Here is a 12,121-nt window from a genome sequence, read left to right on the forward strand (position 1 = left end):
AAGGCTATTCCGTTAAATCTTTCACTATATCTAACTATTAATAATCAACAATTATAAAAAATGGATCGTCGGACATTTATAGAAAAATCTGCCTTGGCAGGCGCTGCATTTTCTTCACTCCCACTGTTATCGGCATTGAATCGAACGGCTCCTTACCGGGTAGCACTGGTTGGTGCCGGATGGTGGGGAACTAATATACTTCGTTGTGCCATTAAATCCGGCGAATGCAAGGTCATTGCAATTTGTGATGTTGATGAAAACCAGCTTAAATTATGCTCGGCAGAAATATCCGGTCTCACACCGGACAAACCCAAACTTTACCGGGATTACAGGGAGTTATTGAGTAAAGAAAAACCAGAAATTGTTATCGTGGCAACTCCCGACCACTGGCATCCGTTGTGCTGTATTGCGGCCATCGAATCAGGTGCGCATGTTTATGTCGAAAAACCGATTTCACATACAATCAGGGAAGGCCGGGCTATGGTAAACGCAACCCGAAAACATGGGCGGATTATACAGGTTGGTACCCATCGTCGTGTGTCTCCGCATAATATTTCAGGCATGGAATTCTTAAAATCTGGAAAAGCCGGAAAAATCGGAATGGCCAGAGCCTTTGTGCATTACGGCGGTGGACCGGGAGAAAAAGTTGCAGATTCTGAACCACCAAAAGGTTTAGACTGGGATTTTTATTGCGGTCCTGCACCATTGGTACCTTATAACAAAACCATACATCCAAAAGGGTTCAGGAATTATCTGAACTTCGCCAACGGAACTTTGGGAGACTGGGGCATACACTGGCTTGACCAGGTTATGTGGTGGTCCGAACAAAAATATCCCAGGAAGATATATTCAACCGGCGGCAGGGCAATCAGGCAGGATAACACTGATGCGCCAGACCATCAGGTGGCGGTTTACGATTTTGATGGTTTCACGCTCGAATGGGAACATCGGAATTTTGCAGCAAACAATGCAGAAAAAACTGATCCTAAACAGGCGGTAGGAGTTTATTTTTATGGTACGGAAGGTACTTTTCATATGGGCTGGCTTGACGGGTGGACATTTTACCCGACCAACCCCAACAAACCTGTTATTCATCAGGATGCACAGCTGAACAAACCTGATGATCAGAATATCCAGGAATTGTGGGGCAATTTCCTAACTTCCATCAAAACCAATACGCCGCCAATTTGCGAAATTGAAGTAGGGCAGCGTTCGACTAATGTAGCTTTACTTGGCATGCTTTCATACAAACTTGGGCGCAGTATAATCTGGGATGGAGAAAAAGAAGAAATTCCGGGCGATGCAGATGCAAATAAATTACTAAGCCGGGAATACAGGGGTAAGTGGGAATATCCGAAAGTGTAGGTCAGTATTAAGTTAAGAGTTTAAAGTTCAGAGTATACTGCGGGAGATAAAAAAAGAACGGGCTGAAAATCTTGAAGATTTTCAGCCCGTTTACAATTTCAATCAAAAGAAATTAATCAATTTTAATAACCTCAGCAGGAATATTATATTGATCAATCATTTCCCGTGTAAAACGTACATGACCTCTTGGTGCCATTAAATATAATTTTGCACCCTTCATTCCTGCAAGTTCACTCAAAAGCTTCCACTTGGAAATGCTTCCGCGTAACTGGTCGGTTTTCATTGCTACCTCCAGATAATGTCTGTTAAACATATTAACTCCGGTTACATCCGGTGTGAATTTGGCATTATCCGCCGCCCTTTCGTAGGACTTTGGTGTTTCAAACCCTTCCATATTAGCTTGGATTTCCTTAAACCCATGAGCCTGTGCCCACTTTACAACAAGCGGAATGAACGATTCCTTTTCCATAAATATCAACGAATAATTTTTTAAGCAACAAGCGAGGAATTCTAAAAACAACTATCAAACTTAACCGGGCAGAGAGAAAATTTTTATTAACCGAAAGCAGTCTGCTATGTAGTACTTCCTAATAATTTGGAAAGTTACAGGTTTTTATAGTAAAGAGCAAATCTTAGGCCCAAACACTTTAATCTTCCAACTCATCCAAAAAGCCTCTATATGCTCTCAAAAGCTCCTGGTGCGTTTTTGTATTCTTCTGAGACAGTGCCAGATCAATACCTTTTTGATAAATTAATTCTGCTTTTTTATAATTTTCCTCCAAAGCAAAAAACTCACCGGCATGATAATAGGTCGGCAGGTAATCGGGATGATTAAATAATAAAATATCGAAAAATTGTCCTGCTTTCTCTGAATCATGCTTTAAATATTCCAACGCTAATGCATACACATTGAAGGGATCGTCCGGATCTTCTTCATAAAATGTCAATAAATTACTCAGCAGGGTGTTTTCCATTACAAATTATTATGCTTGCATACTATTTAAGATTTTCCTTATTTTGTGATGACAAAGTTATTCTCAGAAAAGTTAAAATACATAATTAAATTATCATGAAAATACTCGTTTGTATTACAAATGTACCAGATACGACCGCTAAAATAACCTTCACAGATAATGACTCTAAATTAAACAAAAACGGTATCCAGCATATTATTGGCCCATATGATGATTACGCCCTGGCAAGAGGGGTAGAATTAAAAGAACAATTTGGCGGAACCGTAACCGTACTTCATGTTGGCGAAGCAGACGCTGACCCGCAGATACGTAAAGCACTGGCTATCGGAGCAGACGATGCCATACGTGTTAATTACAATCCGTTGGATTCATACGATACAGCCATACAGATAGCCCGTATTGCAGAGCAAAATACTTATGACCTGATTCTGATGGGGCGGGAATCTATAGACTATAATAGTGGTGTGGTACACGGGCTTGTTGGTGAGATGCTGGGCATTCCATCCTATTCACCTGTGATGAAACTGGATATTGACGGAGATACAGTAAAAATCGCAAGGGAAATAGATGGTGGCAAAGAACATCTGACTGCTTCACTGCCGCTTGTACTTGGTTGTCAGGAACCAATTTCTGAATGGAAAATACCGAATATGCGTGGTATAATGACAGCAAAGTCCAAACCTTTGGTCGTGGTTGAACCAGTAACTATAGATGAAATGACCATCCCTGAAAAATATTCGTTGCCTGCACCAAAAGGCGCCTGCAAAATGATTCCGGCAAGTGAGGCAGAAACGCTGATCAAACTGTTGCAAACGGAAGCGAAAGTATTATGACGGCTGTTAACGTTTGGCAATCAGTTGTTCCTGTTTATTGAATATTATGTCAGTCACTCAATTCTTCATTGTATCAGCTTACCGGCGACCCGGTCAAAATTAATCTAATATGTCAGTCCTTGTATTTGTAGAAATAGATAATGGTTCAATCAAAAAAACATCTTTTGAAGCTATTGCTTATGGCGCAGAAGTAGCCAAACTTACAGGAGAAACAGCAACAGTATTGGTTCTTGGAAAAGCTGATCTGACTGAACTGGCCAAAGCAGGCCATTATGGTGCCACTAAAGTGCTGCACGCTTCCGACGAAAAGCTGACACAAGAAAATGGCATGGCTTATGCCGATTCTCTGGTACAGGCAGCTCAGCAGGAAGGGAGTAAAGTAATCATTATTTCCAAGTCAGGACTTGGGGATGCGATGGCAGCGAGGGCAGCAGCAAAATTAAAGGCCGGAATAGTTTCCGGCGTAACTTCACTACCTGATTTAAGTGAATCATTTAAAGTTACCCGGAGTATATTCAGTGGTAAAGCCTTTGCGACAACTGAAATTAAATCAGACTTAAAAATACTGGTGATCCGGAAAAACATCATTGAAGTCGACGAATCTTCTATAACTAGTACCGAAGCTCAGATTGAGCCATTTACTCCGGTTCTGAGAGATTCAGATTTTAAATCAGCAATAGATAAAATAGAAAAGGCCAGTTCGGAAATTTCACTGACAGAAGCAGATATCATTGTGTCTGGCGGACGTGGGATGAAGGGCCCAGAAAACTGGCAGCCACTATTGGATCTGGCCAGTGCTTTGGGTGCTGCAACAGGATGTTCCAAACCTGTATCTGATCTCGACTGGCGCCCGCATCATGAACATATAGGACAAACCGGCATTAAAGTTGCACCTAACTTATATATTGCTTGCGGAATTTCCGGAGCCATACAACACCTTGCAGGTGTAAACGGCTCTAAATGTATTGTTGTAATTAATAAAGATCCGGAAGCGCCATTTTTTAAGGCTGCCGACTATGGAATTGTAGGTGATGTTTTTGAAATTCTTCCTAAACTAACCCAGGCCGTTAAAAATCTGAGATAATCCGCTTTTTGTCTTGCAGCAAATTAATTCAATATTTTTTATGATTATCATAATCAATTAATTGGGTTCGCTATCAGATATTTAAGACGATTAAAATGATTTAAAATTACAATGTAAAATAACTTAACCCGTTCGGCATTTTTTTATGCCCCACGGGTTATTTATTTTTGCAACTTAAATGCTTGCACTTTTATTGAACCAATAAGAAAAATATAATGTATTTCCCGTTAAATAACTGAAAATCAAACCAATATTATTTTAAAGATGTATCTTGCCAGTAATATTAAATGTTATTTGAATACAAAACCGGAGATATTTTAATCACCATAGCTGTTAACAAAACTTGCGCCGGCGCAGAAAGTTTAAACGTGAAAAAAATTAAGTTAGAAATATTAGGTCTTTCCCCCAGCCAGTCACAGGCGGGGTCATTTGCATTGGTACTTGGCGAAGAACTGGGTAACAGGCGTTTACCAATAATTATTGGTGTTTTCGAAGCTCAGGCAATAGCGGTTCAAATTGAAAACATTATTCCTAACAGGCCCATGACGCATGATCTGTTCAAGTCGTTTGCTGATGGCATGAATTACAGCCTTAAAGAAATCATCATTTCCGATTTGAAAGAAGGAATATTTTATGCCAAAATCGTTTGCACGGATAATCTGCGTGAAGTAGAAGTGGACGCAAGGCCATCTGACGCAATTGCAATTGGCCTTCGTTTCGATATACCGATATATACTTACGAAGCAATTTTATCAGAAGCTGGAATTGTTTCATCATCATCAACTGATGAGGACGAAGACGAAGAACAGGATACCGTTCGTGAAACATTACAAACAAAAGGTTCTTTCAAAGACCAGATCAGAGACCTTAGCTTCGATGAACTTCAAAAAATGCTGGATGATGCGCTTTCCAAAGAAGATTATGAAAAAGCGGCAAAAATCAGGGATGAGATGGGCAGGAGGAATTAATGCCGGGTAAAAAGTTCAGAGTTTAGGAATGAGGGCTTAACCAGCGAAGAGGCTACTACATAATCTTGTATCTCAGGTCAGCTCAACTCCGGACATTCTGAATTCTAAGCATTCCGATTCCTTTAAAAAAGTTAAAAATCGTTAAGCATTGTCCAAATCAGGCTTCATTGTAATTTAAATCATTATTTTTGCCATTATCAGACAGAATTTAAGAGATGCTGTTGAAATGATAAGCGAAATTTTACGCACTTATGCATAAGAAAAAAAGATCGGGAGTTATCCAAATGCAATGATTGTAATGAGCCTCACAGCGGCATTATTTTTAATTGGTTTTTGCGGTCTACTTGTAATACAATCAAAAAAACTTGTTTCCGTCATACGTCAGAATATTGAGGTAAGAACATTTCTTGATAAGGAAGAAACGAAAGCGGGACAGGATTCTATCCTGAATTTGATCAAAACAAAACCTTATGTTCTGGTATCCACCGAAGTAGCTCCAATTACATTTGTTTCCAAAGAAGAAGCTGCAAAAGAATTTATAGAAGGTACCAAGGAGGACTTTATCTCGTTTTTAGGCGAAAATCCTTTGCGGGACAGTTACCGGATAAAAATTAGTGAGGATTATTTTGAAGAAGCAAAATTACAGCTTATCAAAAAAGACCTCGAAAAAATAAAAGGAATTTACGAAGTGGTTTATCAGGAAGATCTGGCTGATAATATCAACAGGAATGTTACAAAAATCTACGCCATACTTGCAAGTTTTGCACTTCTGATGCTAATCATTATCGTGCTTCTTGTTAATAATACGATCAAACTGGCAATATATTCGCAAAGGTTTCTAATCCGCAGCATGCAGCTCGTTGGTGCAACCAATGGTTTCATACAACGTCCTTATATACTTAGGGGTGCGATGCAGGGCCTGATTGGCGGTATTCTGGCTGGCGGATTATTGATTGTCTTACAGCAGGTTGCTGTTCGCAATGTCGAAGGCCTTGCTATGCTGCAGGAGTACAATAAGATAGGAATTCTGGTAGGTGTTGTTCTTTTTCTCGGAATTGCCATTGGAATTGCGAGTACATATCAGTCTCTTGCGCGGTATCTGAGAATGGCTTTGGACGATTTGTACTGAGAAACCAGGATTAAGGTTTCACGCAAAAAATTTATTATTTACTGATAGAAATAACTTACAATTAATCAATATGAACAATTCTAAAAATGAGCTTCCTTTTGCTTCATCCAATTATGTGATGATGCTGATTGGTTTGGCAGTAATACTCGGCGGATTTCTTGTCATGAGTTTTGACAGCGAAGAATTCGGTTTTGGTATTTTAGGTTTAACTGTCGGACCAATTATTACGGTAACTGGCTTTGTAATTGAGTTTTGGGCCATTTTACGTAAACCTGCAAATTCATGAGTATTTGGCAGGCAATCATTTTAGCAATTGTTGAAGGTATTACCGAATTTTTACCCGTTTCTTCAACCGGTCATATGATCATTGCATCTTCCTTTATGGGGATCAGCCACCTGGAATTCACCAAAATGTTTACAGTAAATATTCAGTTCGGTGCAATACTTTCTGTTGTGGTCTTATACTGGAAGCGTTTTTTTCAATCTGTTGATTTTTATATTAAACTGATCATAGCAGTAATTCCGGCTTTGGTGTTGGGTTTTTTATTAAACGACTTCATTGATTCTCTTTTAGAAAATGTAATCGTAGTTGCAATTACATTGCTTATTGGCGGAATTATTTTGATTTTCATTGACCGCCTTGTAAAAGATACGGTTAGCGAAAGAGAATTATCTTATTTTGACGCATTAAAAATCGGGTTATTCCAGTGTATTGCGATGATTCCGGGTGTTTCCAGATCGGCTTCTTCGATCATTGGTGGAATGCTTCAGGGACTTTCCCGTAAGCAGGCAGCTGAATTTTCTTTCTTTCTTGCAGTTCCGACAATGGCAGCAGCTGGTGGATATAAATTGCTTAAAACTTACGATACGATCCAGGCTGCGGACATTAAAATGCTGTTGTTCGGAAATCTGATCGCTTTTATTGTTGCGATGTTAGCAATCAAATTCTTTATCAGTTTTTTAACAAAATACGGGTTTAAAGTTTTTGGTTATTACCGCATTATCCTTGGTCTGGTACTTTTAGGATTGCTTGCTTCCGGTTACAAACTTGATATTGTGTAAATAAATTGGCTTGGAAACCATGCCATACATTTTGTAAAAAATTACTTAGAAAACCACAGAACCAGATTTCTGTGGTTTTCTAAGTTTTTATCAGTTACTTTTTAATTCAATAAATAAAATTGACTAACGAAATAAATGCAGTTGACGAAGGTGAGGTAATACTAATTAACAAACCTTTAAAATGGACATCATTCGATGTTGCCAATAAGTTAAAATACGCCTGCAAGTTCAAAAAAATCGGCCATGCAGGTACGCTTGATCCGCTTGCGACGGGATTGCTGATTTTATGCACCGGAAAAAAAACGAAGCAAATTGATTCTTACCAGGCGCAGGAAAAAGAATATACAGGTACTTTGGTTTTGGGGAAAACAACACCTTCTATTGATCTGGAAACAGAATTCGATGCAGAATTTCCTATTAAACATATCACTGCTGAAATTCTTGAAAATGCACGTACACAATTCCTGGGAAATATAGAACAGGTACCTCCTATTTATTCAGCTGTCAAAGTTGATGGGGAACGGCTCTATAAAAAAGCAAGGCGTGGAGAAACGGCAGAAATAAAAAAGAGAAGTGTGGAGATTTCATTGTTTGAGATTGATGCTGCCAGTTTCCCCGCTATAAATTTTAGGATAGTTTGTTCCAAAGGCACATATATTCGTAGTATTGTACGCGATTTTGGTCAGATGGTAAACAGCGGTGCATATATGAGCGCTCTATGCAGAACAAGGATTGGTTCATTTGAATTAAGTAATGCATGGAATCTGACCGATTTTATTTATCAAAAAAGGATTGAGCTGAAGTTACCTGTTGACGAATGAAAATTTACCATAGTCTGGATTCCCTTCATAAAATTGAACGTGCAGTAGTAACCAGCGGCACTTTTGACGGAGTACACATCGGACACAAAAAAATACTTTCCCGCCTTAACGAAATAAGTCAGCAGTCAGGAGGAGAATCAGTGGTTTTAACATTTTGGCCGCATCCCCGCATGGTCGTTTCAGAAGACAGCCAGGGATTACAGTTATTATCTACCATTGATGAAAAAATTGAGCTGTTCTCACAATTAGGCATACAACATCTTGCCATTATCCCCTTTACGCGCTCTTTCTCAGAATTATCGTCTGAGGAATTTATCCAGCAGGTTCTGGTTGAAAAGATCGGTACAAAAAAACTGATCATAGGTTATGATCACCGCTTTGGGCGAAATAGAGAAGGCAGCTTTGAGTTCCTGAAAAAAAATTGTTCGCAATATGGTTTTGAAGTTGAAGAAATTTCCAGACAGGATATTGAAGACCTGGCGATCAGTTCTTCCCGGATTCGTAAGGCATTATTAACAGGACACATTACAGAAGCTAACGAACTTTTGGGCCGGCCGTATACGATTTCCGGTACTGTTGTGAAAGGAAAGCAGCTAGGAAGAACAATTGGATTTCCTACGGCCAATGTACATCCCGATGAATCATATAAACTGATCCCTCAAAATGGAGTCTACGTGATTGAGGCCAAATACAACGGTGAAACCTTCAACGGAATGCTGAATATCGGAGTAAGGCCAACTGTAGATGGAACTTCAAGGACTATTGAAGCAAATTTGTTTGATTTTGACAAAGAAATTTATGGGGAAGAGCTGCGGCTGGATTTGTTACATTACATTCGTCCGGAACAAAAATTTGATGGTTTACCTGCTCTTATTCAGCAAATTAAACTGGACAGGGAATGTGCTGTAAGCTTTTTGTCCTTGTATAAATAAAGTGCTTTTTGTTTTAGAAGTGTATAATGAACGTTTATTCCTGTGCATAACAGGCCGTAAGCAATTTGTTAATATTACATATCTGAAATGTAGTTGTAGCTTTGCGGATTCAAAACATCTACCAACACGTAACAAGTTATGAAGGGACAAAAAAAAGCGTTGGCAGCTAGTATTGCGAGCGTAGTTCAGGGCAAACTGAATGAATCCGGAGAACAATCAAAAAAAGCAATAAAAGCAATTGAAAAAGCTGCGAAAAAGCTGGTTGAAAAATTAGGCAAGATTACTTCAAAAGAGAAGAAAAAATTGAATCGGGCTAAAAAAATGAAGCAATCGCTGCAAAAGCAGAAAAAAAGGAAGTCAAAAGGCTGGAAGAAACGAACCCAAGGCCAGTAACTTCAACCGAAACCGAATTAATCACAGTCGATTAATTTCAGTTTAAAAAAATAAAAAGACAAGCCGAATTGCCCGCATTGGGAAATTCCGGCTTGTCTTTTTATTTAACACTGCCATAAAAATATTGCATGGAACTCAATTCACTTTGAGCCAGCCTGTAATGCTCATTCTGGATTTATTGGTAAGCAATACTTCGTGTTCCAGTTCACTGCTTTTGAAGAAAACACTTTTACCATTTACCGGTGGGATATTCTGTTCGTTATCGCTGTGATAAACCCGCAATTCGCCACCATCCCCTTCCTCCCAGTCAGAATTTAAATACATGATCATGGAGTACTGCCGGCTTTCATTATTCCTGAACTGATCGAAATGCTTTTTGTAAAAACTGCCCTTTTCGTATAATGTATAGTGGAATTCATATCCCGTAATCCCTGTATAACAAGTCATATTGAGATAGCTCACAAAACTGTCCATCAGATCGAAAAAATCGTTCTCATAAGTATTGTTATGTGTACGATCCAGCCAGTAAATTTTATCTCCTCTTACGAGTTTATTTTGTCTAATCGCTGAGTCGTTTCCAGTTTTGGCAGATGACATCTGCTGATTTGAATAAAGCGTAATCAGGTTTTCCTTTAAATGAGAGGCAAGGGATTCACTCAAAAAATCTGCTGCGATTCCAACCTTATTATCAATATAACTATCGATGAGTTTATTAAAGATTTTTTGCAATGAGCGTAGGGCGTGGCCCGGAGTTGGGCCCAAATACCATTATTCTCTTGAAGGTAGGGTTAATTAATTGTAACTATCCGAATTTCTCGATTTACTATTCTTCCCAATTTTCCCATTTTAAAATATCTGAACTATTGTGCATTACCAGTTCAGACGAATAAATTTCTATAAACATCCCGTTCTGCTCATCATATTCACCTTGTATCCATTCCTGATCGTCTTTCCGCATAAACCGAACTACAGCACCATTTTCCGGCATTGAATTATTTTCCATTTTTCAAATCATTTTTTAGTTCAATGATGAGGTTAATAAATCTGTTCCAGTATTATAATAGAAAGCGATTATTTTTTGAAAAAGAAGAAAAGTTTCCATTCCCAGCTATTTAACAGCTTCTTTCAACTCCGCATATCGTGCTTTTAATTTGTCCAGCTCTGACGCGTAAGCAGCATCATTTGCCAGATTTTTCGTTTCATGGGGATCCAGTTTAGTATTGAACAGCTCTTCATATTGATGCTCAATGAAATTCATATACTTGTAATCCAGCGAAACAACACCTTCCACTTTTGGCAATTGAGGGCTGCCCAAATAGGTATGTTCATAAAAAAATCTTTTCTGCCAGGTAGTTTATTTTGCAAAACACGGATCAGATCTTTCCCTTGCATAGTTTCAGGAGCATTTACTTTGGCGAATGCCAGGATGGTTTGTGCAACATCAATATTTAAAGCCATTTGATCCGTGGATTTTCCCGTTAGCTCTTTTGGTAAACCTGCTCCGGAAATGATCAATGGAACACGGATTGATTCTTCGTAGCCAAACCATTTTCCTTCCAGTCCGTGTTCGCCTAATGAAAATCCATTATCACCCATAAAAATGATAATGGTGTTTTCATCAATCTTCAACTGCTTTAACTGACTGATCAAATCTCCAACAACTTCATCCACACCGGTTATCAAACGATAATAATTTCGGGTAGTTTCCTGACGGAGCTGATCCGTTGAAAGCAATGGTTTCCACCTGTCGCGGCCAATATTCTTATCCGTTCTGAAGAAATCCGGAAAACTATTCCAGTATTTTGGATCTGCTGTTACTGGTTCAGGAATATTTACGTTTTTGTACAAATTTTTGAATCGTTCCTGTACCGGATAAGTTGGCGGATTACCGTCCAGTTCATGCGGCGCTTTAAAACTTACAGACAAACAAAATGGCTCCTTTCCGGCAAAATTATTTAAAAACTGGCTGATGTCCTTTCCTACACTATCGGTGTGATGGATAACCTTTCCACTTTTGTTTACGAGTTCGTAAATTGGCTGGCTTTCCTTTGCGCTTGCCCAGTAATCAAAAAGGGAATCGGGCTGGTTAGCAACGTCAATACCGAATTTGCCAATGAAGCCGAGTTTGTAGCCCGCTTTTTTTAGTAATGCAGGATAGGTATTGGCAAGAGCTTCGGTAGTAAAATCAGTACTAAAATTATTGATCTTATGACGAGATTCATATTGTCCGCTCAGAATACTTGCACGGCTGACAGCACAAATGGAAGTAGTGACGTAAGCTTTCCTGAATAGAATACCTTTTTTGGCCAGGTCATCAAGATTGGGCGTTTTTATAATTTTATTTCCCATTGCACCCAATGCATCCCAGCGATGATCGTCGGTAAGGATAAAAATGATATTAGGACGTTTGGCAGGTATTTCACTTTGTACCAGGCCAGAGAATGCAAATATAAAAAACACGGTCATCGTAAACCGTGTTTTGCAGAATGTTAAAATTTTGACCATTAGAATTTCATGTCAGTCTTTCGAAGAAAGAAATATAAAATAACGTTGAGTAAAA

Annotated in this window: 14 protein-coding genes and 1 pseudogene; 10 read left to right on the top strand and 5 right to left on the bottom strand. The window is 38.9% G+C overall.

Going from position 1 to position 12,121, the window contains the following annotated elements; all coding sequences use genetic code 11:
- Positions 1-60 precede the first annotated feature (60 nt).
- Complete coding sequence (locus KZC02_RS01130; RefSeq protein WP_221392409.1) at positions 61-1,365, top strand: Gfo/Idh/MocA family protein; 1,305 nt, start codon at positions 61-63, stop codon at positions 1,363-1,365.
- Between the two features lie 112 nt (positions 1,366-1,477).
- Here KZC02_RS01130 and KZC02_RS01135 read toward each other — a convergent pair whose 3' ends face one another.
- Both KZC02_RS01135 and KZC02_RS01140 read right to left on the bottom strand, forming a co-directional pair.
- Complete coding sequence (locus KZC02_RS01135) at positions 1,478-1,834, bottom strand: hypothetical protein (RefSeq protein WP_221392410.1); 357 nt, start codon at positions 1,832-1,834, stop codon at positions 1,478-1,480.
- Positions 1,835-2,012: 178 nt separating this feature from the next.
- Positions 2,013-2,339 carry a tetratricopeptide repeat protein gene (locus tag KZC02_RS01140; RefSeq protein WP_221392411.1) on the bottom strand — a complete coding sequence of 109 codons (327 nt, stop codon included), beginning with the start codon at positions 2,337-2,339 and terminating at the stop codon, positions 2,013-2,015.
- Between the two features lie 95 nt (positions 2,340-2,434).
- Between KZC02_RS01140 and KZC02_RS01145 the strand changes: the two genes are divergently transcribed.
- The 9 genes from KZC02_RS01145 (at position 2,435) to KZC02_RS01185 (ending at position 9,561) form a co-directional block, all read left to right on the top strand.
- Positions 2,435-3,172 (top strand): electron transfer flavoprotein subunit beta/FixA family protein, encoded by a 738-nt coding sequence (locus KZC02_RS01145; protein WP_221392412.1) that lies wholly within the window; start codon positions 2,435-2,437, stop codon positions 3,170-3,172.
- 109 nt (positions 3,173-3,281) lie between these two features.
- Positions 3,282-4,256: an electron transfer flavoprotein subunit alpha/FixB family protein gene (locus KZC02_RS01150; protein WP_221392413.1), complete on the top strand. Its 975-nt coding sequence runs from the start codon at positions 3,282-3,284 to the stop codon at positions 4,254-4,256.
- A gap of 368 nt (positions 4,257-4,624) precedes the next feature.
- Positions 4,625-5,224 (top strand): bifunctional nuclease family protein, encoded by a 600-nt coding sequence (locus tag KZC02_RS01155; protein ID WP_221392414.1) that lies wholly within the window; start codon positions 4,625-4,627, stop codon positions 5,222-5,224.
- 298 nt (positions 5,225-5,522) lie between these two features.
- Positions 5,523-6,353, top strand: coding sequence for an ABC transporter permease (locus tag KZC02_RS01160; protein ID WP_229253942.1), 831 nt, complete (start codon positions 5,523-5,525; stop codon positions 6,351-6,353).
- Between the two features lie 70 nt (positions 6,354-6,423).
- The gene (locus KZC02_RS01165; protein ID WP_221392416.1) at positions 6,424-6,639 is read left to right on the top strand and encodes a DUF3098 domain-containing protein; all 216 of its coding nucleotides are present in this window, start codon (positions 6,424-6,426) and stop codon (positions 6,637-6,639) included.
- Positions 6,636-7,415 (top strand): undecaprenyl-diphosphate phosphatase, encoded by a 780-nt coding sequence (locus KZC02_RS01170; RefSeq protein ID WP_221392417.1) that lies wholly within the window; start codon positions 6,636-6,638, stop codon positions 7,413-7,415. Before KZC02_RS01165 ends, KZC02_RS01170 begins: the two co-directional genes overlap by 4 nt.
- Positions 7,416-7,534: 119 nt before the next feature.
- The gene (truB, locus tag KZC02_RS01175; RefSeq protein WP_229253943.1) at positions 7,535-8,236 is read left to right on the top strand and encodes a tRNA pseudouridine(55) synthase TruB; all 702 of its coding nucleotides are present in this window, start codon (positions 7,535-7,537) and stop codon (positions 8,234-8,236) included.
- Positions 8,233-9,168: a bifunctional riboflavin kinase/FAD synthetase gene (locus KZC02_RS01180; protein ID WP_221392418.1), complete on the top strand. Its 936-nt coding sequence runs from the start codon at positions 8,233-8,235 to the stop codon at positions 9,166-9,168. The genes truB and KZC02_RS01180 overlap by 4 nt, the downstream gene beginning before the upstream one ends.
- A gap of 138 nt (positions 9,169-9,306) precedes the next feature.
- Complete coding sequence (locus KZC02_RS01185) at positions 9,307-9,561, top strand: hypothetical protein (RefSeq protein WP_221392419.1); 255 nt, start codon at positions 9,307-9,309, stop codon at positions 9,559-9,561.
- A gap of 135 nt (positions 9,562-9,696) precedes the next feature.
- Here the strand turns inward: KZC02_RS01185 and KZC02_RS01190 are convergent, their stop codons facing one another.
- The 3 genes and pseudogenes from KZC02_RS01190 to KZC02_RS01205 all read right to left on the bottom strand — a co-directional run bounded on the left by KZC02_RS01190 (position 9,697) and on the right by KZC02_RS01205 (position 12,066).
- Positions 9,697-10,290 carry a 2OG-Fe(II) oxygenase gene (locus tag KZC02_RS01190; protein WP_221392420.1) on the bottom strand — a complete coding sequence of 198 codons (594 nt, stop codon included), beginning with the start codon at positions 10,288-10,290 and terminating at the stop codon, positions 9,697-9,699.
- 94 nt (positions 10,291-10,384) lie between these two features.
- Positions 10,385-10,564, bottom strand: a complete 180-nt coding sequence (locus KZC02_RS01195) for a hypothetical protein (protein ID WP_221392421.1) — start codon at positions 10,562-10,564, stop codon at positions 10,385-10,387.
- Positions 10,565-10,669: 105 nt separating this feature from the next.
- A pseudogene (locus KZC02_RS01205) lies at positions 10,670-12,066 on the bottom strand (sulfatase).
- Positions 12,067-12,121 lie beyond the last annotated feature (55 nt).

This window comes from Dyadobacter sp. NIV53 (genome assembly GCF_019711195.1).
In the GTDB taxonomy this organism is placed as follows: domain Bacteria; phylum Bacteroidota; class Bacteroidia; order Cytophagales; family Spirosomataceae; genus Dyadobacter.